At 71.6% G+C, this 21,931-nt stretch carries 19 protein-coding genes; 5 read left to right on the top strand and 14 right to left on the bottom strand.

Going from position 1 to position 21,931, the window contains the following annotated elements; all coding sequences use genetic code 11:
• Window positions 1–108: 108 nt before the first annotated feature.
• Together NGK70_RS19025 and NGK70_RS19020 are read right to left on the bottom strand one after the other, a co-directional pair.
• Window positions 109–2,535 carry a CRISPR-associated endonuclease Cas3'' gene (locus tag NGK70_RS19025; RefSeq protein WP_251970054.1) on the bottom strand — a complete coding sequence of 809 codons (2,427 nt, stop codon included), beginning with the start codon at window positions 2,533–2,535 and terminating at the stop codon, window positions 109–111.
• Window positions 2,536–2,709: 174 nt separating this feature from the next.
• Window positions 2,710–3,459, bottom strand: a complete 750-nt coding sequence (locus NGK70_RS19020) for an alpha/beta fold hydrolase (protein WP_251970053.1) — start codon at window positions 3,457–3,459, stop codon at window positions 2,710–2,712.
• Between the two features lie 77 nt (window positions 3,460–3,536).
• On the opposite strand from NGK70_RS19020, the gene fdhD reads away from it, so the two are divergent.
• The gene (gene fdhD, locus NGK70_RS19015) at window positions 3,537–4,409 is read left to right on the top strand and encodes a formate dehydrogenase accessory sulfurtransferase FdhD (RefSeq protein ID WP_251970052.1); all 873 of its coding nucleotides are present in this window, start codon (window positions 3,537–3,539) and stop codon (window positions 4,407–4,409) included.
• A 24-nt stretch (window positions 4,410–4,433) separates the two neighbouring features.
• Here fdhD and NGK70_RS19010 read toward each other — a convergent pair whose 3' ends face one another.
• Window positions 4,434–5,693: a PQQ-dependent sugar dehydrogenase gene (locus tag NGK70_RS19010; protein ID WP_251970051.1), complete on the bottom strand. Its 1,260-nt coding sequence runs from the start codon at window positions 5,691–5,693 to the stop codon at window positions 4,434–4,436.
• Window positions 5,674–6,288: an SAM-dependent methyltransferase gene (locus NGK70_RS19005; RefSeq protein WP_251970050.1), complete on the bottom strand. Its 615-nt coding sequence runs from the start codon at window positions 6,286–6,288 to the stop codon at window positions 5,674–5,676. Before NGK70_RS19005 ends, NGK70_RS19010 begins: the two co-directional genes overlap by 20 nt.
• A 113-nt stretch (window positions 6,289–6,401) precedes the next feature.
• Here NGK70_RS19005 and NGK70_RS19000 point away from each other — a divergent pair, with 113 nt between their 5' ends.
• A complete protein-coding gene (locus NGK70_RS19000; protein ID WP_251970049.1) occupies window positions 6,402–6,767 on the top strand; it encodes a translation initiation factor Sui1 in 366 nt (121 codons plus the stop codon).
• Between the two features lie 39 nt (window positions 6,768–6,806).
• On the opposite strand, the gene NGK70_RS18995 is transcribed toward NGK70_RS19000, so the two are convergent.
• Window positions 6,807–8,720 (bottom strand): cytochrome-c peroxidase, encoded by a 1,914-nt coding sequence (locus tag NGK70_RS18995; RefSeq protein ID WP_251970048.1) that lies wholly within the window; start codon window positions 8,718–8,720, stop codon window positions 6,807–6,809.
• 331 nt (window positions 8,721–9,051) lie between these two features.
• Between NGK70_RS18995 and NGK70_RS18990 the strand changes: the two genes are divergently transcribed.
• Window positions 9,052–9,990, top strand: a complete 939-nt coding sequence (locus tag NGK70_RS18990) for a LysR family transcriptional regulator (RefSeq protein WP_251970047.1) — start codon at window positions 9,052–9,054, stop codon at window positions 9,988–9,990.
• On the opposite strand, the gene NGK70_RS18985 is transcribed toward NGK70_RS18990, so the two are convergent.
• On the bottom strand, window positions 9,965–11,995 hold the full coding sequence (locus tag NGK70_RS18985) for a sensor histidine kinase (protein WP_251970046.1): 2,031 nt from the start codon (window positions 11,993–11,995) through the stop codon (window positions 9,965–9,967). The two genes, NGK70_RS18990 and NGK70_RS18985, sit on opposite strands and share 26 nt — an antisense overlap.
• Window positions 11,996–12,080: 85 nt before the next feature.
• On the opposite strand from NGK70_RS18985, the gene NGK70_RS18980 reads away from it, so the two are divergent.
• Window positions 12,081–12,977 (top strand): Rossmann-like domain-containing protein, encoded by an 897-nt coding sequence (locus NGK70_RS18980; RefSeq protein ID WP_251970045.1) that lies wholly within the window; start codon window positions 12,081–12,083, stop codon window positions 12,975–12,977.
• Here the strand turns inward: NGK70_RS18980 and NGK70_RS18975 are convergent.
• The 8 genes from NGK70_RS18975 to NGK70_RS18940 form a co-directional block, all read right to left on the bottom strand.
• Complete coding sequence (locus tag NGK70_RS18975; RefSeq protein WP_251970044.1) at window positions 12,929–13,378, bottom strand: hypothetical protein; 450 nt, start codon at window positions 13,376–13,378, stop codon at window positions 12,929–12,931. The two genes, NGK70_RS18980 and NGK70_RS18975, sit on opposite strands and share 49 nt — an antisense overlap.
• A 65-nt stretch (window positions 13,379–13,443) precedes the next feature.
• A complete protein-coding gene (locus NGK70_RS18970) occupies window positions 13,444–14,400 on the bottom strand; it encodes a formate dehydrogenase accessory sulfurtransferase FdhD (protein WP_251970043.1) in 957 nt (318 codons plus the stop codon).
• 14 nt (window positions 14,401–14,414) lie between these two features.
• Window positions 14,415–14,783, bottom strand: coding sequence for a hypothetical protein (locus NGK70_RS18965; protein ID WP_251970042.1), 369 nt, complete (start codon window positions 14,781–14,783; stop codon window positions 14,415–14,417).
• Between the two features lie 44 nt (window positions 14,784–14,827).
• A complete protein-coding gene (locus NGK70_RS18960; RefSeq protein ID WP_251970041.1) occupies window positions 14,828–16,021 on the bottom strand; it encodes a formate dehydrogenase subunit gamma in 1,194 nt (397 codons plus the stop codon).
• Window positions 16,022–16,064: 43 nt separating this feature from the next.
• On the bottom strand, window positions 16,065–16,307 hold the full coding sequence (locus NGK70_RS18955) for a hypothetical protein (RefSeq protein WP_251970040.1): 243 nt from the start codon (window positions 16,305–16,307) through the stop codon (window positions 16,065–16,067).
• Window positions 16,304–16,936 (bottom strand): formate dehydrogenase FDH3 subunit beta, encoded by a 633-nt coding sequence (fdh3B, locus tag NGK70_RS18950; protein WP_251970039.1) that lies wholly within the window; start codon window positions 16,934–16,936, stop codon window positions 16,304–16,306. The genes NGK70_RS18955 and fdh3B overlap by 4 nt, the downstream gene beginning before the upstream one ends.
• A 15-nt stretch (window positions 16,937–16,951) precedes the next feature.
• Complete coding sequence (locus NGK70_RS18945; RefSeq protein WP_251970038.1) at window positions 16,952–19,948, bottom strand: formate dehydrogenase subunit alpha; 2,997 nt, start codon at window positions 19,946–19,948, stop codon at window positions 16,952–16,954.
• Window positions 19,949–19,988: 40 nt separating this feature from the next.
• On the bottom strand, window positions 19,989–20,228 hold the full coding sequence (locus NGK70_RS18940) for a formate dehydrogenase (RefSeq protein WP_251970037.1): 240 nt from the start codon (window positions 20,226–20,228) through the stop codon (window positions 19,989–19,991).
• A gap of 280 nt (window positions 20,229–20,508) precedes the next feature.
• Here NGK70_RS18940 and NGK70_RS18935 point away from each other — a divergent pair, with 280 nt between their 5' ends.
• Entirely contained in the window at window positions 20,509–21,903 is a 1,395-nt protein-coding gene (locus NGK70_RS18935) for a sigma-54-dependent transcriptional regulator (protein WP_251970036.1), read from the top strand.
• Window positions 21,904–21,931 lie beyond the last annotated feature (28 nt).

The raw sequence follows: 21,931 nt of genomic DNA, 5'->3' as shown, positions 1-21,931 counted from the left end.
ACGATTGCGCCATCCCCCAGAAGGGGGTGGGTTGAAACTAAGTGAGGCACGGTGTTCCTCGCATGAAGCGTCGACCGCGAAGGGCTTTGCCCTTCGCGAGTCGTCCTTTCAGATGGCATATGCCGCCGGATCGCCGGGTGCGCCGCCCAGCAGGGCGCCGAGCACCGGGTCGTAGAACACATCGCTGTCGGTCTGCACGTACAGGCCAGGCAGCAGTTCGTGCACGTCGCCGGCGGCAAGCAGGCGTTTCAGATCCTGCTGATAGATCGTCACGCCGTAGCGCTGCAGCCGGCGCATCAGCCAGCGCGAGGGGCCGTCGCGCTCCAGAAGGCCGAGCAGGGCGTTCACGTCGTCGCGGCAGCGCGGGCTGTGCCAGCGCACGAAGACAGTGGCGGCGTCCTTCTCGTCGATGAGGCGGAACTTGTCGGCCGCGCTGCGGAAGTTCATCGCCAGCGCGCCAGCGCGTGGGTCGACTTCCAGGCGCAGCAGTTCGGCGATGCCGTGGCGGTCCAGCTCGGCGCCACCGTACAGTCGGGCGAAGTAGCGCGATACCCGTTCCAGCGCCAGCGGGTCGTCGTCGCCGGTTGGATCCATTCCGTCCCAGACGAGCGTGCAGGCCTGCGCGGCCTGCCGTAGCAGGCCAGGCGGGGGCGCCTTGGGCGGCACGAAGACGTGCACCTCGCCGCGTTCGAGCCGGCCCTCGCGGTTGCAGCGGCCGGCCGCCTGCGCGATGGAGTCCAGCCCGGCCAGCGCGCGGAACACCACCGGGAAGTCCAGGTCGACGCCAGCCTCGACCAGCTGGGTGGAGACCACCCGCACCGGCGTGGCCGGCTCGCCACGGGCCAGGGCCGCGCGCCGCGCCGCGAGTGCGGACTTGATGTCGGCAATGACCTCGCTGCGGTGCTGCGGGCACATCAGCGCCGAGAGGTGCCACAGGCCTTCGCGCCCGGTGGGCAGCTCGCGGGCGAGGCGCTCGTAGAGCTCGCGGGCGTCGGCGCGGCGGCCGACGATGGCCAGCGCGGCGTCGTGGCGGGCGAGGGCCTCGGCGGTGACCTCCCAGCCCTGGGGCTGGGTCAGGCTGGCGGGCAGGCGCACCTGCACGCGCTGCAGGGCGGCATACAGGGCCGGCTCGTCGTCGATGATCGCGGTGACCTCACCGGGTGCGTAGCCGCGCAGGCCGCGCCCGCCGAAATGGCGCTGCTCGGTCAGCGTTGGCTGGGTGGCCGTGCAGAGCACGACGGTGGCACCGTGGTCGCGCACCAGCAGGCGCAGCACGTCCACCACCGGCTGCAGGAAGTCCGCCGGCAGCAACTGGGCCTCGTCGATCACGATCACGGCGCCGCGCAGCGCGTGCAGCTTGCGGCAGCGCGAGGTCCGGCGGGCGAACAGGCTCTCGAAGAGCTGCACGCTGGTGGTGACGACGATGGGCGCATCCCAGTTCTCGCAGGCCAGGCGGGAGCGGGCCGTCTCGGCCGCCTCGCCTGGCTCGGCGGCGTTGCTGTGGTGCTCCAGCACGACGCGATCGGCCACCTCCGCGCCGAGCGGCGCGAAGACTTCGCGGTAGACCTCCGCGGTCTGCTCGATGATGCTGGTGTAGGGGATCACCATCACCACCCGCCGCAGGCCGTGCCGCTGCGCGTGTGTGAGCGCAAAGGCCAGGCTGGCCAGTGTCTTGCCGCCGCCGGTGGGCACAGTCAGCGTGTAGGTGCCAGGCGCACCGGCGGCCTTGGCGCGGCAGGCGGCCAGCACGTCGGCGCGCTGTCGGTTGACGGGGCTGTCGGCCAGCCCGGCAGTCTGCACTGCGGCGGCCTTCTTGGACATGTAGGCATCGAAGGCGGCCAGCAATTCGGCCATTGACGGGGCTGCGGCCTGGCGCGCTGCCGCGGTGCCCGGGTTCATGAAGGCTTCGGTGTCGAGGAAATCGGCGTCGACCAGGGCCGAGAAGAGCATGCGCACCCACAGTGCAAGGCGGCCGGGGATCTCTTCGTGGCCAGTGCCAGGGGTGATCGGCAGCGTCTTCGGGTTCGGCAAGGTCGTTGCGGGCGAGGTGATCGAGGAGGGGGGCTCAGTTCCGAGTGCTTCCTGATACTCGCGCTGCGCCGCCTCATCGGCAAGCCGCCCGGCAAGGCAGCCGACGTCGCTGTGCCAGTCGTCCAGCCCTGCGTGGTGGCCGGCGATCACGTACTGCAACAGGCGGGCGGCCATCAGGCCGACCGGCCCCTGGCGCTCCTTCAGCCAGCGCTCGGCGTGCAGTGCGCCGGCTGCGGAGTGGCTCTTGTCGCTGCCCTGCGGGAGCCGGCCTTCGATGTGCGCCTCGCCCACCAGCCGGATGTAGCGCTGGAAGCCAGACCGGTACTTGCCCAGGTCGTGCCACCGGCCGGCCAGTTCTGCCAGGGCAGTCAGCGCCGGGTCATCGCAGCCTGCCCGGATGGCCTGCGCGGCCAGCCGGGCGACGGCCTGCAGGTGGTCGATCAGCGCATGCGGTGCGCCGCCGCCCAGGGCGCTGTGGGCGATGGGCGTTTGGCCATCGTGCATTTGTTGTTCCTCCCTGATGTGGATTGTTCACATAGGGACGAACGATAGCGATGGAGTGGCTCACTGGATGAGCCCGTTTGAAAGGGTGGTGGCGTGAAAAAGTAACGGTTTGAGTGGGGTCGAGCGCCTCTTGTTCAGTCTGGACCTGCCCGTGGCGCGGCGGCTCAGCAGGCCTCAGCCGGCAATTGCCAGCAGCAGCCGCACCAGCGCTTCTGGCTCGCTGACCATCGGGCAGTGGCCGGTGGCCATCTCGTGCACGGTGAAGCCGCTCAGGCTGCGCGCGCGCTCACGCATCGCCGAAATGGTCGGGTAGGCCGGCTCGTTGCAATCGATGAAGTGGCGCGACAGCTGCGCCCAGCGCTCGCCGTCGTAGTCCAGCGGCTCGCGGTAGGGGCCGTGCGGGTGCGGGCCGAAGGGGTGCGGCACCTGGCGGCGCAGCAGCCAGTCGCGGTCGGCGCCGCTCAAGCCGAAGCCGGCCGGGTCGGGCGGGGGCAGCGCGTAGGCGTTGGCGTTGGCGGCGGCGGTGCGCTCGGCGACCACCTCCGGGCTGTGCTGCTGGCCCCAGCCCTCCCCGGGCAGGGGGATCATCGCGTCCAGGTACACCAGCTGGCGGATCGCCGCGGGGTCGCGCGCCGTCAGGCGGTCGGCCGCGCCGGTCACCACCATGCCGCCGTAGCTGTGGCCGACCAGCACGATGTCGCGCAGCTCCTCGGCCTCGATCAGCCCGACCACGTCGGCGACGTGCGTCTGCAGCGTGATGCTGCCGGCTGGCAGCTGCGTGCGCAGGTGGGCGCGCTCGCCATCGCCGGTCAGCGTGACGGCGTGGACCTCGTGGCCGGCCGCGCGCAGCGGTCCGAGCACGCGGCGCCAGATCCAGGCACCGCCCCAGGCGCCGTGGACGAGGACGATCGGTGCGTGGCTCATGTCGATTTCCTGGGCAGCGTGTGGGGGCCCGATTCTGCCGCCCGCCCTTGGGCCGGGGGCACTGCCAAAATGGACCGATGAGCGCAGCACCGCGAGGACCGGCCGACCAGGCCGCCATGCCGCCGATCGAGGGCACCCGCCGGGCCACGGCCTGGCGCCTGGAGGGCGAGCGTCGCCTTCCGGGCGAGGAGCGGCTGGCCGAGGAGCGGCCGGTGGCGCTGGTCTACAACGGCATCTCGCACGCGGTGATGCTGGCCAGCCCGCTGGACCTGGAGGATTTCGCGCTGGGCTTCTCGCTGTCCGAAGGGATCATCAATTCGGCCGATGACCTGCTCGATTTTGAGGAGCAGGGCGAGGAACAGGTCGAGGACGGGGTGGCGCCGGTGGGCATCACGCTGCAGCTGCGGGTGACGCTGCGCTGCTTCATGCGGCTCAAGGAGCGCCGCCGCACGCTGGCCGGGCGCACCGGCTGCGGGCTGTGCGGCACCGAGAGCCTGGCCGAGGCGGTGCGGCCGGTGCGGCGCGCGGTGCCGGCCGTGCGGGTGGAGGCAACGGCGCTGCAGCGGGCGATGGATGCGCTCGATGCCGCGCAGCGGCTGCAGCGCGCCACTGGGGCCACGCACGCGGCGGGCTGGTTCGACCTCGACGGTCGCTTGTGTCTGGCGCGCGAGGACGTGGGCCGCCACAACGCGCTCGACAAGGTGATCGGTGCGGCGGTGCGCGCAGGGCGGGATCCGGCGCAGGCCTTCGTGGCGGTGACGAGTCGGGCGAGCTACGAGATGGTCTACAAGACCGCGCAGGCCGGCGTCGGGCTGCTGGCGGCGATCTCGGCGCCCACCGCGCTGGCGGTGCAGACCGCCGAGGCGGCCGGCCTGGTGCTGGCCGGTTTCGTGCGCCAGGGGCGGGTGACGGTCTACGCGGGGGCCGAGCGGGTGTCGTCCGCCGGCTGATCGGCGCGCGCCGGCGCGCCAAGCTCAGCGGGGCGTGACGCGCAGCAGCTTGCCGCTGTCGGTCAGCAGCAGCAGTGCGCCGTCGCTGGCCTGGCGCAGGCAGCGCAGGCGCTCGCCCAGGTCGGCCAGCAGCCGCTCGCGGGCCACCTCGCGCGGCGCCTCCGGCGGGCCACCGATCACCACGCGCCAAAGGGCAGCGCCCGCGAGCGACGGGATCAGCGCGCTGACCTGGCCGGGGCCGGTGCCCGGGCTTTGCCAGCCGGCGAACAGGCGGCCGGTGTAGAACAGCAGGTCCGACGGCGCGATCGAGGTCGGCACCCAGGTGGCGACGGGCTCCTCGAACTCCGGCGCATGCCGCCCGCCGCCGACGCGGCAGGCCTCGCCCACCGGCGCGCCGTAGGGACAGCCGTAGCTGCGCAGCGGCCAGCCGTGGTTGCGCCCGGGCCGCACGCGGTTGAGTTCATCGCCGCCCTGCGGGCCGTGTTCGACCAGCCAGAGCTCGCCGGTGGCCGGGTGCAGCGCGGCGCCCTGCGGGTTGCGGTGGCCGTAGCTCCAGATGCCGGGCAGGGCGTGGCCCTCGGAGGCGGGAAATTCGGGGTTGTCGGCAGGAATGCGCCCGTCGCGGTGGATGCGTACGACCTTGCCCAGCGTGGTGGTGAGGTTCTGCGCGAAGGCACGGCCGGGCGCGCGCGGGTCATCGGCCTGGCGGTCACCGACGGTGATGAAGAGCGTGCCGTCCGGGCGGAACACCAATCGGGCGCCGAAGTGGCCGCTGCCGCTGCGCTTGGGCTGCTGGCGCCAGATCACGGCCACGTCGCGCAGCCGATCCCCCGCCAGCCTGCCGCGGGCCACCGCCGTGCCGCTGGTGGCGCCGAAGCCAGCCACGCCGCCATCGCCCGGCTCGCTGTAGGCCCAGTAGATCCAAGGGTCGCGGGTGAAATCCGGGTCCAGCGCCACGTCGAGCAGCCCGCCCTGGCCGCGTGCCGCCACCGGCGGCAACCCGGCCAGCGTGGCGAGCACGTGCCGACCGTCGGCAGTGAGCACGCGCATGCGGCCGGGCTTCTCCGTGACGAGCAGTCGTCCGTCGGGCAGGGTGGCCAGCGCCCAGGGCTGCTCCAGTTCGCGGTTCAGCAGCTCGACCTGCAGGGGCGTGGGCGAGCGGGCCGCGTCCGCCGCATTCGCCGCCGTGGCCGGCCAGGGGGACAGGCCCGCGCAGCCGGCCGCCCCGATCCGGGCGAGTGCGATGCGCCGGGTGCAGCCCGGCTCAGCGGCGAGCGCCGACATAGCGGGTCACCCGCCCTGCGCCCTGGTGGCCGGGGCCTTCGTCGAGCATCACCTCGCCTTCCCAGCCGAGCGTCTCGTCGAGCAGGCCGGCAAAGTCATCGCGCAGGTCGGCCAGGGTGTAGAGCATGTCCACGTCCTTCGGCCCGCCACTGGAGCGGCCGAGCTGGCTGGGGTGGAAGGCTTCCAGGATCAGCCGGCCACCGGGCTTGAGCGCCGCGGCCAGGCGCGGATGGGCCAGGCGCCGCAGCGCCGAGGGCAGGTGGCAGAAGACCAGCACCACGGCGTCGAAGGCGCCTTCGGGGGGCAACCAGCCGCTCAGGTCGGCCCATTGCGTGGTCAGCCGCGCGGCGGTGTCGGGACCCCGCTCGGCGGCCAGCGCCCGCGCCTTGGCCAGGCCGACCTCCGAATAGTCCACCGCCAGCACCGCGTGGCCCTGCTCGGCCAGCCAGACGCCGTTGCGCCCCTCGCCATCGCCCGGCACCAGCACGCGCGCGGCCGCGGGCAGGGCCGCAGCCTGCTCGCGCAGGAAGGCGTTCGGCGCAGTGCCGTACTTGTAGCCGGGTTCGGCGAAGCGTTCGTCCCAGAAATTCGGCATGGGGTCGTCGTGGGGAGGGGTTGACGTGGCGAGCCATGATATCGACGCGCAGGAGTGCCGGTCGGCGCGGGACAATCCGACCCCGTCCCAGTGCAGCTTTCGAATTCCGCACCATGCCCAGCTTCCGTTCCGGTTCCGGCGGCCTCGTCTACTCCACCGACAGCGGCCGCATGTGCCCCACTTGCCGCCGGCCGGTGGCCGACTGTGTCTGCAAGGCGCCGGCAGCCCCTCCGGCGGGTGATGGCGTCGTGCGGGTCTCGCGCGAGACCAAGGGGCGCGGCGGCAAGGCGGTGACGGTCGTGCGTGGCGTGCCGCTGGCGGGCGAGGAGCTGGCGGTGCTGGGCAAGCGCCTGCGCACGGCCTGCGGTGCGGGCGGCACGCTCAAGGACGGCGTGCTCGAGGTGCAGGGCGACCATGCCGAGCGGCTGGTCGCGCTGCTGCAGGCCGAGGGCTACCGGGTCAAGCGCGCCGGGGGCTGACGCGCCCGAGCGGCCCGGGCCCACCCGGCGTCGCCAGGCTCACTGGGCCAGGCCGAGGAAGGAGGCCGGGATGCGGTCGGCGCTGTAGCCGCTGCGGCCGACGGCCGGCAGGTCCAGCCAGGCGTCCGTGGCGCGGCCCCAGCCGTCGTTGGTGACGGTGGAGGTGTCACCGGGGTGGCCGTTGGTGACGCGCAGTTGCGGGTGATCGAAGGGGGCGGCGTGCTTGCGTACGCGCTCGTCGGTCAGGGCCTTGAGGAAGGCGACCAACGATTCCTTCTCGGTGGCGCTCAGGCCCAGCGGCTGGATATCGGCGTCGAGGTTGGCGAGGTTGGCGCGGGCGAAGTTGCCGCCGCGGTTGTAGAACTCGATCACCTGGGCCAGCGTGGCCGTGCCGCCGTTGTGGAAGTAGGGCGCCGTCAGCTCGACGTTGCGCAGGCCCGGCGTCTTGAAGGCGCCCTGCACGGCGATGCGGGTCAGCGACGTCACCAGCTGGTTGGGCAGGGCCTGCTCGTACAGGTTGAACAGCAGGGCCGACTTCTTGGCCAGGCCGGAGAAGGACAGCGGGTTGCCGAAGGGGTCGTTGCCGCCCACGCCGATGTCCTCGGCCGTCGGCGTGACGCCGATGTTGTAGAAGCCCTCGTCGTAGACCGCCACGCCGCCATTGCCCATCGTCATGCGGTTCATGCGGTCGGTGATCAGGCGGCGGTGGATGCTGGCGTTGGTGAAGGCCGCGCCGCCGTGGCAGGAGGCGCACTTGCCCTTGCCGGTGAACACCCCCCAGCCCATGAGCTGCTGGGCCGTCAGTGCGGCGCCGTTGCCCTCGGCAAAGGTGTCGAAGGGGGTCTGGTCAGACACCAGCGTGGCCTGGTACATCTGCAGCGCCAGGCCGAAGAAGAGGCTGAAGTTGGCCTCCATCTGGGTGTAGCTCGCACTGCCGATGGTCACTTTCTTGCTGCCGTTCCACCACTCGGAGCGGAAGGCCTTCTTGACCAGGTCGGCGTAGTTGGCCGAGGCCAGGCCATCGCCGTTGGCCGCGCGCAGGATGGCGAGCACGCTGTCGTCGCTGGCCACCTGCTGGCCGGCGAGGGGGCGCAGCGCGGTCAGCTTGCGGCCCAGGTCGGGGAAGCGCCGCCCGTCGGCACTCATCTCCAGGTTGCTCAGTGGCGGGCCCGAGGCCTGCGAGGCGAGGCTGGAGTCGTTGAGCGTCACCGCCACCGCATTGAGCTGCTCCTTCCAGCCCAGCAGGGTCCAGCTGCGGTCGTTGCGGTAGACGCGCGCGGCGGTATCGCGCTTGCCGAAGGGGTTGACGCCGTTGAAGATCGTCTGCGCCCGGCCGTCCCAGAAGCTGCGCAGGTTGAACACCGCGTTGATCACGCTGGGGGTGTTGCGCGGCTCGACCTGGCGGGTGTTGATCGCGCCGACGTGGAAGACCGGGTCGTAGACGACCTGGCGGGTGTCCTCGGCCTGGCCGGGCACCACGCCGTTGAAACGCTCGCGGAACACGCCCTGCGAGCTGGTCACCGCGGCGAGGCTGCGCAGCACGGCGGAGTCACGGTTGCCGGGGTCGGCGAGCTTGTGGAAGGGGTAGTCGCCCGCGGTGAGTTGGTGGTTCGGCCCGGCGAACGCGAAGCTCGTGCCGTTGGGCCCGCGAGACAGCTGGTTCTTCGAGCGCGGGTCCGCACCGGCATGGAAGTGGCAGGACGCGCAGGCCGTGCGCCCATCACTGCCCACCTGCATGTCCCAGAACAGCGCCTTGCCCAGGGCGATGGCCGAGCTGCGGTCCGCCACGTAGCTGCCGAGGTTGGACGGCTCGGGCCGCGAGGCGCGCGCCAGCGAACTGGGGGTCTGCGCCTGCGCGGACAGTGTGAGCAGGGCGGCGGTGGCGGTGAGGGTCACTGCGCGCCACGCACGGACGTGCAGGGCGGGGGCGTGGTCTCGGGAGCTCGGTTGCATGAAGCCTCTCAGTGAAGGGGTGCTGAGGTGGTTGTGACGAATGTCACAAGACGTTTCTGAATGTAAATTTGAGATTGACGATCGTCAATGTCGCTGCCCGCGGTGGAGAACCTGGGTCGGTATGCCGGACCCCCTTCTCGGTGGGGTTTCAGGCCGGATCCACGTGCCGGATCTGCGAGCGGCGCCGGGTCTGCGCGGCGCTGCATACACTCTCGGCCGCGGTTTCCACTACCTCCGCGGTCTGCGCGGAAGCTGCCTTTGCCGACGCCGCCACCGTCACCGTCACCGTCACCGTCACCGCCTCGATCGCCCCCGTCCACCCGCCAGGTCCATGCGCCGCAAACTGCCCTCCACCGCCGCCCTGGCCGCCTTCGAGGCGGCGGCGCGGCACCAGAGCTTCACCCGTGCGGCCGACGAGCTGGCGCTGACGCAGAGCGCGGTGTGCCGGCAGATCGCGGCGCTGGAGGCCTTCGTCGGCGTGGCGCTGTTCCGGCGCACCCGGCGTGGCGTGGTGCTGACCGATGCCGGTGCGGCCTACAGCCGACGCGTGCGGGCGCGGCTGGAGGAGGTGGAGCGCGACGCGCTGGAGCTGATGACCACCGGCAGCGCCGGCGGCGTGCTGGAGCTGGGCGTGCTGCCCACCTTTGCGGCCAAGTGGTTGCTGCCGCGCCTGCGCGGCTACCTGGCGGCGCACCCGGGCGTGACGGTGAACCTGACGCCGCGCACGCGGCCCTTCCTGTTCGACGAGACGGGGCTCGACGCCACGATCTACGCCGGCGAGGCCGGCTGGCCCGGGACCGAGGCGCATTTCCTGCGGGCCGAGACGCTGATCGCCGTCGGCAGCCCGGCGCTGCGGGCCGAGGCGCTGCGTGGCCGCAGCGAGCCGCTGCAGGCGGGCGACCTGGCGCGCCTGCCACGCCTGCAGATCAGCACCCGGCCGCAGCTGTGGCGCCAGTGGTTCGAGCAGGCCGGCGTGGAGGTGCGCGACGCGATGGCGGGCTCGCGCATGGAGCTGTTCTCGCTGATCAGCGAGGCGGCGGTGCAGGGGCTGGGGGTGGCGCTGCTGCCGCGCTTCCTGGTCGAGGCCGAGCTGGCGCGCGGCTCGCTGGTGCAGCTGGTCGAGATGGAGCTGCCCAGCGACCGGGCCTACTGGCTGATCGTGCCGCAGCGCCGCTCGGCCAACCCGCTGGTGGCGGGTTTCCGGGACTGGCTGGTCGCACAGGCTGCGGCGACGGATGAACCGCTCAGGCCGCCGGCAGGCGCACCGTGAAGCGCGCGCCGCTGCCCTCGCTGGCGGGCCGCACGCTGGCCTGCAGCTCGCCGCCGTAGCGCTCCAGCAGGCCGCGGCTGATCCACAGGCCCAGGCCGTTGCCGTCGCGCTTGGTGGTGAAGAAGGGCTCGAACAGCCGCGCCAGCGTGGCCTCGTCCAGGCCGGGGCCGCTGTCGGTGACGCTGACGATCACGCCGTCGTTGCCACCCTCGTTGCCACCGTCGGCGCAGTCGCCGCTGTGGATCTCGATGCGCCCGCCCTCGGGCATGGCCTGGGCGGCGTTGACGAGCAGGTTGATCAGCACCTGCTGCAGCTCCTGCCGGTTGATGGCCACCTGCCGGGTCGCCTGGTCATGCCGCTCGACGCGGATGTGCTGGCGCTGCAGCAGGTGGTTGACCAGCACCAGGCTGGCGCCGATCACCTCGCGCACGTCCAGCGGCTCGACGTAGCCGGCGAACTCGTTGGGGCGGGCGAACTGCAGCAGCTGGGTGACGATCAGCCGCATGCGCTCGATCTGCTCGTCGATCAGGCGCAACTCGGCCCGGGCCGGTTCGGCCGCTGCGCCCAGCAGCAGTCGCAGCAGGTCCAGGTTGCCCTGGATGACGGCGATGGGGTTGTTGACCTCGTGCGCGATGCTGGCGGTGAGCTGGCCGATGGCGGCGAGCTTCTCGCTGCGCACCAGCTGCTGCTGGGCCGCGCGCAGGCTGGCGTGGCTCACCTCCAGCTCGCGGGTGCGCTCGGCGACCTTGAGGTCCAGCTCCTCGCCCCAGCGTTGCAGTGCCCGCGTCTTGTCGTCGATGACGTCGAGCAGGTGGTCCAGTGTGGTGGCCAGGTGCGTGATCTCCTGCGGCGCCCGCCCGCTCTCGCTCACGCGCCGACCCTCGCCGGGCGCAGTGAACGGCCCGACGCGGGCGGTCAGCTCGCCGTGCTCCACGCGCTGCAGCGTGGCCGTCATGCGCTCCAGGGGGCGGTAGATCAGCCCGGCTGCGCGCAGCGACCACCAGGCCGTCACGATCATCACCGCGAAGAAGATCACCCCGATGCTGGCCAGCACGGCGTACTTGGCCCAGGTGAAGGGCTGCTCCAGGTAGCCCACGTAGAGCATGCCCACGCGAGTGCCCTGCGCATCGGCCAGCGGCAGGTAGGCCGAGACGTACCAGTCCTTGACCACGAAGGCGCGGTCCAGCCAGGTCTCGCCCCGGCCCAGCACCGCCTCGCGCACCGCCACCGACACGCGGGTGCCGATGGCGCGCTGCTCGCCCTCGGTGACCTGGCCGGGGTCGGCAAACAGGCGCACGTTGGTGGTGACGCGCACGTCGTCCAGGAACAGCGTGGCGGTGCCCTGGCTGCCGAAGGGCAGCGAGCCCTCGGGGTAGACGATCTCGTTGATGTGGTCGATGAAGCCCAGGTTGCGGTTGAGCATCACGCCGCCCTGCAGCCAGCCCAGCCGCCGGCCCTGGTCGTCGTGCACCGGCGCCAGGGTGGTCAGCAGCAGGGCGCGGTCTTCCACCGTCCGGGCAGTGGGCGCGGCGTTGCGGGTAGGCACCAGGTGGACGCGGGCCCGCTCGGCCAGGGCCGGGTCCAGGCGCCGCAGCTCGGCGGGGCCGGTCAGGGCGATGCTGGCCAGCGGCCCGCTGCCGTGCTGGGCCGCGTCGGGCGGCAGCAGGCGCAGGAAGTCGAGGCGCTGTGCCTGGCGTTCGGCCTCCAGCAGCGCGGCCAGCTCGGCCGGGCGGCCCAGGGCACGCTGCAGCCGGTGGGAGTGCGCCACCGCCAGCGTGCCGCTGCCCACCTCGGCCTGCACGCGCTCGAAGTAGCCCTGCGCCACCGCCAGATCGCTGCGCACCTTGCCGATGAGCAGGCGGTCGATGGCGGTGTTGCCCCAGAGCAGCAGGATCAGGCCGAGCAGCGGCAGCACGCCCAGCAGGGGCAGCAGGGCCAGTGCGAGCAGGCGCGCCCGCAGCGAGCCACGGGCTGCGGCGAGAGGGGCGAAGCGCTGAAAGGGCACGGTGGATGGCGGTCGCGAGGGGCCGTGGCATTGTCCGCGGCGGCGGACGGCGCGGCTATGCTCGCTGCGCCGGAGGATCCCGCCGATGACTTCACCGATGACCCCAGCCAACCCGTTCCCTGCTTCCTACACCCACGACTACCTGGCCCAACTTGAACGACTGGGCAGCATCGCCAGGTTGCCCAGCGTGAAGGCGCTGCACCTGCCGCCACGCGAGGCCGCCGATGGCGCGCGGGCCGAGGCGCGCGGCGAGTTCTGCGCGCTCGAACTGGCCGACGGCACGCTCGGCCTGGCCTATGTGCTGCTTGACGACACGCATGGCGAGTTGGCCGCTGCAAGCTGGCGCCATGACCTGACCGGCAGCGACGCACTGGACCTCGTGCGCGCCGGCTTTGCCGCGCCGGGAGGCGCGCTGCGCTCGGCCGGCCACGCGGCGGCCGCGGCGCTGACGCGCTGGTGCTTCGACAGCGCCGGCTTCGTGCCGCCGGCCAGCGGCGACTCGGTGGGCGCGCTGCAGGCCGAGCCGGGCGAGCGCGTGGGCATGATCGGCCTGTTCGGCCCGCTCATCGACCGCCTGCTGGCGCGCGGCGTGCAGCTCACCGTGCTGGAACTGCGTGAGGACCTGCTCGACGCCCGCCCCGGCCTGGAGGTGACGCTGGACCCGGCGCGCCTGCGCGGCTGCCAGAAGGTGATCTGCACCAGCACCGTGCTGCTCAACGACACGCTCGATGCCGTGCTGGCCGCCTGCGCCGACGCGCGCTGGCTTGCGATGCTCGGACCCGGCGCAGGCTGCCTGCCCGACGGGCTGTTCGCGCGGGGCGTGACCGCGTTGGGCGGCACCTGGATCACCGACGGTGCGGCCTACGTCGCCGGGCTGGTCGAGGGCCGCGCGGCCGGCGCCGCGGCGCGCAAGTTCACCCTCACGCCAGCCGACTACCCCGGCTTCGACGCCCTGCTCGGGCGACTTTCCCGATCGGCCTGAGCGGACATTGCCGGGTCCTGCCAGGGCCCCAGCGGGCGCCAGTGCCGGAAGCCCGCCGGTGCGTGCGAGACCACCGACGAGGCCGCCACTAGCAGCCAGAACAGCGGCGGGGCCAGCGTGGGCAGGGCAATCATGCCGGCCACGCCGGCCAGCTTGAGCGGGATGAACAGCCCGGCCAGCTCGCCGCGGTGCTTCGGGTTGGACCAGAGTTCGATGCCCCACAGCCCCAGTCCGGTCAGCAGCAGGCCCCAGGCGGCCCAGCCGGGGGGTGTGCTGGCAGACAGTACCGCCACGGCGAGCGGCATCAGCGCGACCAGGTGCAGGGAGCGCAGCCCGACGATGAGCCAGCGCCGGCCAGGGAAGTCACGGCGCGGAGAGTGGGGCGAGTCAGGGCGCGGCATGGGGTGCGGTTGGGGAAGCAGCGGCAGGGCAGGCGGCGCACATTGTCCGCCGAGCCCGGCGCGCTTCAGCCGGCCACCACGCGCACCGTCGGCGGCAGGGGTTCCGGCTCGGAGTCGAAGCGCTCGAAGCCGGTGTAGCAGAGGAAGTGCCGGTTCGCCGCCCGGCCGAACAGCGTCATGCCCAGCCGGCTGGCCAGCTCATGGCCCATCTGCGTGACGCCGTTGCGCGACACCACGATGGGGATGCCCATCTGCGCGGCCTTCAGCACCATCTCGCTGGTCAGCCGCCCTGTGGTGTAGAAGGTCTTGTCACCGCCGCTGACGCCGTTCAGGGCCATCCAGCCGGCGATGGTGTCGATGGCGTTGTGGCGGCCCACGTCCTCGATGAAGATCAGCTGCTCGCAGGCCGGTGAACGCCCGGGGCGGGCGGCACTGAACAGCGCGCAGCCGTGCACCGAGCCGGCGCGGCGGTGGATGTCGTCCTGCCGGCGCATCTGCTCGAGCATGCTGTGCAGGTCGCTCTGGCGGATGCGCGCGCTGGCCGCGTCGGGCAGGCGGATCTGGTCGAGCTGCGCCATCGCGTCGCCGAACACCGTGCCCTGGCCGCAGCCGGTGGTGACCACCCGGCGCGCCGTGCGGGCCTCCAGGTCGGGGATGCCGCCCCGGGTGCGTACCGCGGCCGCATCGACCTCCCAGTCGACCGTGATCGACTCGACCTCGTCGGCCGACGCGATCAGCCGCTGGTTGATCAGGTAGCCGAGCACCAGCAGCTCGGGCGACTCGCCCAGCGTCATCAGCGTGACCAGCTCGCGCTTGTCGACGAAGACCGTCAGCGGCCGCTCGACCGGGATCGCGATGCGACGGCGCTGCCCGTGCTGGTCGAGGATCTCGATCTCGCGGGTCAGGGCGTCCTTGGCCTGGGTCAGGACCGTGGCGGCCTTCGCCGGAGGCCGGTCCCGGGCCGAAGACGGAGCGACGTCGTCGGCACTCCAGAGGGGGGCGCGTTCGCTGACGGGGGCCATGGCGACCTCCTGGGTCAGGGCTTCTTGGCCGGCGCAGGCGCCGCGGCGGTGGCCGTCGCAGCAGCCGGAGCGGAGGCCCCCGAGGCCGCCACCGGCGGCGTGTAGACGAAGGGGCCCGGGTCGGTGCAGGGCGGTGTCGCCACCGCCGGCTTGACGTCCTTGCCCGCCTTCCTGGCAGCGGCCTGGTGCTGCGCCGCGATGCGGTCCTGCGCCTTGCAGAGCTGGAAGTCCGCGGTCTTGTTGCCGTGCGCGGTCTTGGCGGCGGCCTCGGCCGCCTTGGCCTTGGCTTCGTCGCTCGGTGCCGGCAGCTTGGCGATGGCGCTGCTGCCCAGGGCGGCGGCCAGCAGCACGATCAGCGGGAGGGCGATGGGGTGGGGCTTCATCATCGGTTCCTTGCGGGGGCGTCGGATGAGTCGGATGCAGCGGGTCAGGCCCGGCCCTGCGCGGGGGCGCTCGGGCGGGTCGAGGCGGGGGTCGTGTCCGGCTGGCCGGAGCGCTGCGCCGGGATCTTGCCGGCGTCGATGTCGTCCAGCCAGAGCGAGTGGTGCTCGCGGGCCCAGGAGGCGTCCACCCAGCCGGTGCGCATCGCATCCAGCGCGCCGTGGGTGCCGATGGTGCCCATGTAGATGTGGCCCATCAGCATCGCGATCATCACCACCGCGGCACTGGCGTGGATCATGTGGGCGATCTGCATGTCGCCACGCAGGTAGGCCAGGCCGGGCAGGAGCTGGTCCAGCACCAGGCCAGAGGCCACGATGATCAGCCCGGGGATGGTCACGCCCCACCAGAAGATGCCTTTCTCGCCGGCGTTGAAGCGGTGCGACGGGATCTCGTGGTCACCCAGCATGCCGCCGGCCTTGCTCAGCCAGACGAAGTCGGCCTTGCTGGCGATGTTGTCCTTCACGAAGGTGAGGACCACGATCACCAGCGACACCGCGAACAGCGGGCCGACGAAGTTGTGCATCGTCTTGAGCAGCCAGGTCAGCCAGCCGAACAGCGTGCTGCCGATCACCGGCAGCAGGAAGAACTTGCCGAAGGCCATCACGACGCCGGAGATTGCCAGCAGCACGAAGGCCGCGGCGTTGGCGCCGTGGGCGGCGCGCTCGAAGGGGGTGAAGCGCTCCACCTTGCGGCCGGTGTCGCGCACCGGAGAGCCCAGCGGCCCCTTGCGCCAGTAGAAGATGGCGATGGCGAGCAGGACGATCAGCAGGAACGAGCCGCCGTAGGGCAGGATCCAGCGGTTGCGCACCTCGCGCCAGGCCTCGCCGGCGTTGGTCAGGCGCGAGCCGGGGTACTGCACGAAGGGCTGGATCAGCATGCCCTGCTCGGCGCCGGGCAGGCTGCTGTAGCCGGGCTGGCTGCCGCTGTCGCGCGCCGCACGCCAGACCGGCGCGTTGTTGCCGGGCTGGGTCTGGGCGCGCGCGGCGGCGGATTCGTCCGCCTTCGGCTCGGCCGGCGCGACGAAGCCCGCGGGCGCCCCGCCGGTGGTGGTGGCCGCTTCGCGGGTGGCCTTTTCCGGCGTGGTGACCGCCGTGCCGGCGGGCGGGGCGTTCTGGGCCCAGGCCGCGCCTCCGGCCAGCAGGGCGGCAGCGAGCAGGGCGGTGCGGATCAGTCCCGGCATGACAGCTCCTCGGTCGTGCGCTGCGATGGACGGGGGGTGCCGGTCATGGCGCCCGTCCTGTGGTGCGCGTGTACTCGTTCTGGTTGAGCATGCGGCTGCGGATCTGGCTGCGCCAAGCGTCGGCGTCGCCAGCCTTCCAGCCGTTGGCGGTGTAGGGGTCACCGGCGCTGGTGCCCTCCCAGGGCTTGGCGTCGCTGATGCGCCCGCTGGAGATGGTCTGCGCCGGCTCGCCGCAGCCCGCAAGGGCGACCAGTGCCGCCGCCAGGGTCAGGGTCAGCGGCTTCATGACTTGCCCGGCTCCTTGGCGGGTGCGGGGGTGGCGCCACCAGCGGGCTTGCCGTAGGCGGTGCCCCAGCCCCAGACCTCGCTGCCCTTGCCGCGCTGGATCACGCGGGTGCGGAAGATGTCGGCCACGATGTCGCCGTCGCCGCCCAGCAGCGCCTTGGTGGAGCACATCTCGGCGCAGGCGGGCAGCTTGCCTTCGGCCAGGCGGTTGCGGCCGTACTTCTCGAACTCGGCGGCGCTGCCGTTGGCCTCCGGGCCGCCGGCGCAGAAGGTGCACTTGTCCATCTTGCCGCGCAGGCCGAAGGTGCCGTTGCTGGGGAACTGCGGCGCGCCGAACGGGCAGGCGTAGCTGCAATAGCCGCAGCCGATGCACACGTCCTTGTCGTGCAGCACCACGCCCTCGTCGGTGCGGTAGAAGCAGTTGACCGGGCACACCGCCATGCAGGGCGCGTCGCTGCAATGCATGCAGGCCACCGAGATGGACTTCTCGCCCGGCACGCCGTCGTTGAGCGTGACCACGCGGCGGCGGTTCACGCCCCAAGGCAGGTCGTGCTCGGCCTTGCAGGCGGTGACGCAGCCGTTGCACTCGATGCAGCGCTCGGAGTCGCAGATGAACTTCATTCGTGCCATGACAACTCCTCGCGCTTAAGCGGTGGCCTTCTCGACCTGGCAGACGGTGGTCTTGGTCTCTTGCATCATCGTCACGCTGTCGTAGCCGTAGGTGGTGGCGGTGTTGACCGCCTCGCCACGCACCACCGGCTTGGCACCTTCGGGGTAATAGGCCGCCAGGTCGACGCCGCCCCAGCGGCCGGAGAAGTGGAAGGGCAGCCAGACGGTCTCGGCGTCCACCCGCTCGGTCACCAGGGCCTTGACGCGCAGACCCTTGAAATCCGGCACCGCGGCCATCGGCGGGGTCTTGATCCAGACCCAGTCGCCGTTGCGGATGCCCCGGTCGTTGGCGGCCTTGGGGTTGATCTCGACGAACATGTCCTGCTGCAGCTCGGCCAGCCAGGGGTTGGAGCGGGTCTCCTCGCCGCCGCCCTCGTACTCGACCAGCCGGCCGCTGGACATGATCAGCGGGAAGGTCTTGCCGATGTCCTTGTTCTTCTCCTGCACGCTCTTGTAGAGCGTGGGCAGACGCCAGAAGGCCTTCTTGTCGTCGTGGGTGGGGTACTTGGCGACCAGGTCGGCGCGGGTGGAGTACAGCGGCTCGCGGTGCTGCGGGATCGGGTCCGGGAAGTTCCAGACCACCGCGCGCGCCTTGGCGTTGCCGAAGGGGTGGCAGCCGTGCACCTGCATCGCCACGCGGATGATGCCGCCGGAGGGGTCGGTCTTCCAGTTCTTGCCCTCGGCGGCCTTCTGCTCGTCCTCGCTGAGGTCGCCCCACCAGCCGAGCTTCTTGAGCAGCACGTGGTCGAACTCGGGGTAGCCCGTGGTCAGCTCCGCGCCCAGCGAGTGTGAGCCGTCGCCCGCCAGCAGCGAGACGCCCTCGCGCTCCACGCCGAAGTTGGCGCGGAAGTTGCCGCCGCCCTCCATCACGTGGCGGCTGGTGTCATAGAGGTTGGGCGAGCCGGGGTGCCGGAGCTCGGGCGTGCCGTAGCAGGGCCAGGGCAGGCCGAAGTAGTCGCCGTCGAGCTTGTAGCCGGTCTCCTTGTCGATGCCGCCCGTGGCCTTGAGCGTCTTGACGTCGAAGACGTTCATGTTGCGCATGTGCGCCTTCAGCCGCTCCGGGCTCTGGCCGGTGTAGCCGATGGTCCAGACGCACTTGTTGATCTCACGCAGGATCGACTCGACCTCGGGCTCCATGCCGCCCTTGCCCTGGACCATCTTGTAGTTCTTGACCAGCTCCTTGCCGAAGCCGAGCTTCTCGGCCAGCTGGTACATGATCATGTGGTCGGTGCGGCTCTCCCAGAGCGGGTCGATGACCTTCTCGCGCCACTGCAGCGAGCGGTTGGAGGCGGTGCAGGAGCCGCTGGTCTCGAACTGCGTGGCCGCCGGCAGCAGGTAGACCGCGCGGTTGGGGTTCAGGTCGTCCTTGTTGCCCGGCATCGCCGCCATCGCGGCGGTGGCGCTGGGGAAGGGATCGACCACGACCAGCAGGTCGAGCTTGTCCATCGCCTTCTTCATCTCCAGGCCGCGGGTCTGGGAGTTGGGCGCGTGGCCCCAGAAGAACAGGCCGCGCAGGTTGCTGTCCTGGTCGATCAGCTCGTTCTTCTCCAGCACGCCGTCGATCCAGCGCGACACCGTCATGCCGGACTTGGTCATCATCGCGGGCGAGGCGTACTGCTTCTTGATCCACTCGAAGTCGACGCCCCAGGCCTTGGCGAAGTGCTTCCAGGAGCCCTCGGCCAGGCCGTAGTAGCCGGGCAGGGAGTCCGGGTTGGGGCCCACGTCGGTGGCACCCTGCACGTTGTCGTGGCCGCGGAAGATGTTGGTGCCGCCGCCGCTCTTGCCGACGTTGCCCAGAGCCAGCTGCAGCAGGCACGACGCCCGCACGATGGCGTTGCCGATGCTGTGCTGCGTCTGGCCCATGCACCAGACGATGGTGCCGGGGCGGTTCTCGGCCAGGATCTTGGCGACCTTGAAGGCGGTGGCCTCGTTGACGCCGCAGGCCTCCTCGACCTTGTCGGGCGTCCACTTGGCCAGGATCTCCTCCTTGACCTTGTCCATGCCGTAGACGCGGTCCTCCAGGTACTTCCGGTCTTCCCAGCCGTTCTTGAAGATGTGCCACATCACCCCGAACAGGAAGGGGATGTCCGAGCCGGAGCGGATGCGCACGTACTCGTCGGCCTTGGCGGCCGTGCGGGTGAAACGCGGATCCACCACGATCATCTTGCAGCCGTTCTCCTTGGCATGCAGCATGTGCAGCATCGACACCGGGTGGGCTTCCGCCGCGTTGGAGCCGATGTAGATCGCCGCCTTGGCGTTCTGCATGTCGTTGTAGGAGTTGGTCATCGCGCCATACCCCCAGGTATTGGCGACGCCCGCGACGGTGGTGGAGTGGCAGATGCGCGCCTGGTGGTCGGTGTTGTTCGTACCCCAGAACGACACCCACTTGCGCAGCAGGTAGGCCTGCTCGTTGTTGTGCTTGGAGGAGCCGACCACGAAGATCGAGTCCGGGCCGCTGGCCTTGCGCAGCTCCAGCATCTTCCTGGAGATCTCGTCGAGCGCCTGGTCCCAGCTGATGCGCTGGTACTTGCCGTCGACCAGCTTCATCGGCGTGCGCAGGCGGTACTCGCCGTGGCCGTGCTCGCGCACCGCCGCGCCCTTGGCGCAGTGAGCGCCCAGGTTGATGGGCGAGTCGAACACCGGCTCCTGGCGCACCCAGACGCCGTTCTCGACCACTGCGTCGATCGCGCAGCCCACCGAGCAGTGGCCACAGACCGTGCGCTTGACCTCGACCTTCTTGCCCGAGCCGTCGCCCGTCTTGGGTGCATCGGCCGCATCGGCGCGCCGCACCAGCGTGAGCTGGCTGGCGGCCAGGCCAACCCCCACGCCCAGGCCGCTGCGGCGCAGGAAGCTGCGCCGGTCGACGATGGGCACGCTGCGCGCCAATCCGCCCACCAGGCGGTCAACCAGCGGTGAGCCGCCACGGGGGCCCGTGTCGGCGGTTCGGGAGGGGGGGCGTCGGGTCAGCAACATGGCAGGCCTCGTGGTGCGGTGGGCTCGGGGAGGTTCTTCTTCAGACCTTGGCGGTCTGGTAGTAGCGCTGCACGTGCTGCGTCAGCTGGTAACCGCCGCCCTTCTCGGGGGCGGGCCTGGCAGCGACGGGCGCCGGATCGGCGGGGGCGCAGCCGGGCAGCAGCGTGGTGGCCGCGGCGGCGGCGCCCATCGCGCCCAGGCCGGTGAACAGGCGCCGACGACCGGCGGCCGGTTCGCCAGACGGCACGGGGGCAGGGGAAGACGGGGTTCGCGGGCTCATGGGCTGGGCCTCCTGGGCGGTGGGCGGAACGGAGCCGGGGTTGCAGCGGGTGGACAGGAACACAGTTCTGCAACACCGTGCATAAGTGGCAACCCACCGATTAACCGCCCGCGGGCCGGCAGTGAACATCGGGAACTCCCCGGAGGCTTTGACGACAACTTGTCGCGCGGGCGGCGACAAGTTGTCGCTGCGGTCTGGCCACAATGCCTGTCACCCCGGTGGTGACAGCGCCGTGCGGTTGCGCCCGCCCACGACAGATTGCCGACTTGCCGTTCTTGCCATGGACACCACCCTGCCCGCCGAGCCCGCCCCTGTGGCGCGCGAAGAACACTGGCCGCACGCCGCGGTGCTGATCGTCGACGACGAGCCGGGCATGCGCAGCTTCCTGGCCAAGACCCTGGCCACGCGGGTGGGGCAGGTGGAGGTGGCCGGCTCGGCGGAGGCGGCCGACCTGCTGGTGCGGCGCCACCGCTTCGACCTGGTGGTGCTGGACATCTCACTGCCGGGCAAGACCGGCATCACCTGGCTGAAGGAGCTGCGCGCCCAGGGCAACGCCAGCGAGGTGGTGCTGATCACCGCCTTCGCCGACCTGGACACCGCCATCGAGGCGCTGCGCGCCGGGGCGAGCGACTTCATCCTCAAGCCCTTCCGCCTGACGCAGATCCTCAACGCGGTGCAGCAGTGCCTGGAGCGTGCCTTCCTCAAGCGCGAGAACTGGGTGCTGCGCCGCACGCTGTCGCAGTGCACGCCGGCGGCCGACGGGCTGGTGGGCACGTCGATCGTGATCCAGGGGCTGCGTGCGGCGATCCGCCGCGTCGCCGGCGTGGGCAGCACGGTGCTGCTGGCCGGCGAGTCCGGCACGGGCAAGGAGCTGGCGGCGCTGGCACTGCACCGCAACAGCCCGCGCGCGGCGGCGCCCTTCGTGCCGGTGAACTGCGCCACGCTGTCGCCCGACCTGATCGAGGCCGAGCTGTTCGGCCAGGCGCCGGGCCTGCGCGGGCGCGAGATGCCGGGGCGCGACGGCCTGTTCGTCTACGCCCAGGGCGGCACGCTCTTCCTGGACGAGCTCGGCGAGCTACCTGCGCCCCTGCAGGCCACGCTGCTGCGGGTGCTGGAGGAGCGGCGCATCCGCCCGGTGGGCAGCGAGCAGGAGATCCCGGTGGATGTGCGCATCATCGCCGCCACCCACCGCCGCCTGGCCGACGAGGTGGCGGCCGGTCGCTTCCGCAAGGACCTGTACTACCGCCTGCAGGTGGTGGAGATCCACCTGCCGCCGCTGCGCTCGCACAAGGAGGACATCCCGGCCCTGGTGGCGCACTTCGTCGCCACTCTGGCGCCGCAGCTGGGGGTGGCAGCCATCGAGGTGACCGCCGACGAGATGGCCTACCTGCAGCAGTACGACTGGCCCGGCAACGTGCGCGAGCTGCGCAACCTGATCGAGCGCTCGCTCATCCTCGGTGCACTCAACGTCTCGGCGCTCTACCAGGGGCTGCAGCGCCAGGCCCCGGCTGCGGTGGCGCGGCTGCCCGCCACCACCGACCTGCACACGCTGGAGAAGCAGCACATCCAGGCCGTGCTGGCCTCGGTGGAGGGCGACAAGACCCGCGCGGCCCAGCTGCTGGGCATCTCCCGGCGCACGCTGGAGCGGCGCTGCGCGGAGTGGGGGGCGGGCTGATCGCCGTGCGGCTGGCGTGCTAAGGACT

Origin of the sequence: Sphaerotilus microaerophilus (genome assembly GCF_023734135.1) — a bacterium.
GTDB classification, from domain to species: Bacteria; Pseudomonadota; Gammaproteobacteria; order Burkholderiales; family Burkholderiaceae_C; genus Sphaerotilus; species Sphaerotilus microaerophilus.
This window is presented reverse-complemented; position numbering and strand designations above follow the sequence as displayed.

What these genes read in the sequence shown, in the direction of transcription:
- NGK70_RS19025 (WP_251970054.1), bottom strand. Translation starts at nt 2,535, where the DNA reads ATGCACGATGGCCAAACGCCCATCGCCCACAGCGCCCTGGGCGGCGGC.
- NGK70_RS19020 (WP_251970053.1), bottom strand. Translation starts at nt 3,459, where the DNA reads ATGAGCCACGCACCGATCGTCCTCGTCCACGGCGCCTGGGGCGGTGCC.
- fdhD (WP_251970052.1), top strand. Translation starts at nt 3,537, where the DNA reads ATGAGCGCAGCACCGCGAGGACCGGCCGACCAGGCCGCCATGCCGCCG.
- NGK70_RS19010 (WP_251970051.1), bottom strand. Translation starts at nt 5,693, where the DNA reads ATGTCGGCGCTCGCCGCTGAGCCGGGCTGCACCCGGCGCATCGCACTC.
- NGK70_RS19005 (WP_251970050.1), bottom strand. Translation starts at nt 6,288, where the DNA reads ATGCCGAATTTCTGGGACGAACGCTTCGCCGAACCCGGCTACAAGTAC.
- NGK70_RS19000 (WP_251970049.1), top strand. Translation starts at nt 6,402, where the DNA reads ATGCCCAGCTTCCGTTCCGGTTCCGGCGGCCTCGTCTACTCCACCGAC.
- NGK70_RS18995 (WP_251970048.1), bottom strand. Translation starts at nt 8,720, where the DNA reads ATGCAACCGAGCTCCCGAGACCACGCCCCCGCCCTGCACGTCCGTGCG.
- NGK70_RS18990 (WP_251970047.1), top strand. Translation starts at nt 9,052, where the DNA reads ATGCGCCGCAAACTGCCCTCCACCGCCGCCCTGGCCGCCTTCGAGGCG.
- NGK70_RS18980 (WP_251970045.1), top strand. Translation starts at nt 12,081, where the DNA reads ATGACTTCACCGATGACCCCAGCCAACCCGTTCCCTGCTTCCTACACC.
- NGK70_RS18975 (WP_251970044.1), bottom strand. Translation starts at nt 13,378, where the DNA reads ATGCCGCGCCCTGACTCGCCCCACTCTCCGCGCCGTGACTTCCCTGGC.
- NGK70_RS18970 (WP_251970043.1), bottom strand. Translation starts at nt 14,400, where the DNA reads ATGGCCCCCGTCAGCGAACGCGCCCCCCTCTGGAGTGCCGACGACGTC.
- NGK70_RS18965 (WP_251970042.1), bottom strand. Translation starts at nt 14,783, where the DNA reads ATGAAGCCCCACCCCATCGCCCTCCCGCTGATCGTGCTGCTGGCCGCC.
- NGK70_RS18960 (WP_251970041.1), bottom strand. Translation starts at nt 16,021, where the DNA reads ATGCCGGGACTGATCCGCACCGCCCTGCTCGCTGCCGCCCTGCTGGCC.
- NGK70_RS18955 (WP_251970040.1), bottom strand. Translation starts at nt 16,307, where the DNA reads ATGAAGCCGCTGACCCTGACCCTGGCGGCGGCACTGGTCGCCCTTGCG.
- fdh3B (WP_251970039.1), bottom strand. Translation starts at nt 16,936, where the DNA reads ATGGCACGAATGAAGTTCATCTGCGACTCCGAGCGCTGCATCGAGTGC.
- NGK70_RS18945 (WP_251970038.1), bottom strand. Translation starts at nt 19,948, where the DNA reads ATGTTGCTGACCCGACGCCCCCCCTCCCGAACCGCCGACACGGGCCCC.
- NGK70_RS18940 (WP_251970037.1), bottom strand. Translation starts at nt 20,228, where the DNA reads ATGAGCCCGCGAACCCCGTCTTCCCCTGCCCCCGTGCCGTCTGGCGAA.
- NGK70_RS18935 (WP_251970036.1), top strand. Translation starts at nt 20,509, where the DNA reads ATGGACACCACCCTGCCCGCCGAGCCCGCCCCTGTGGCGCGCGAAGAA.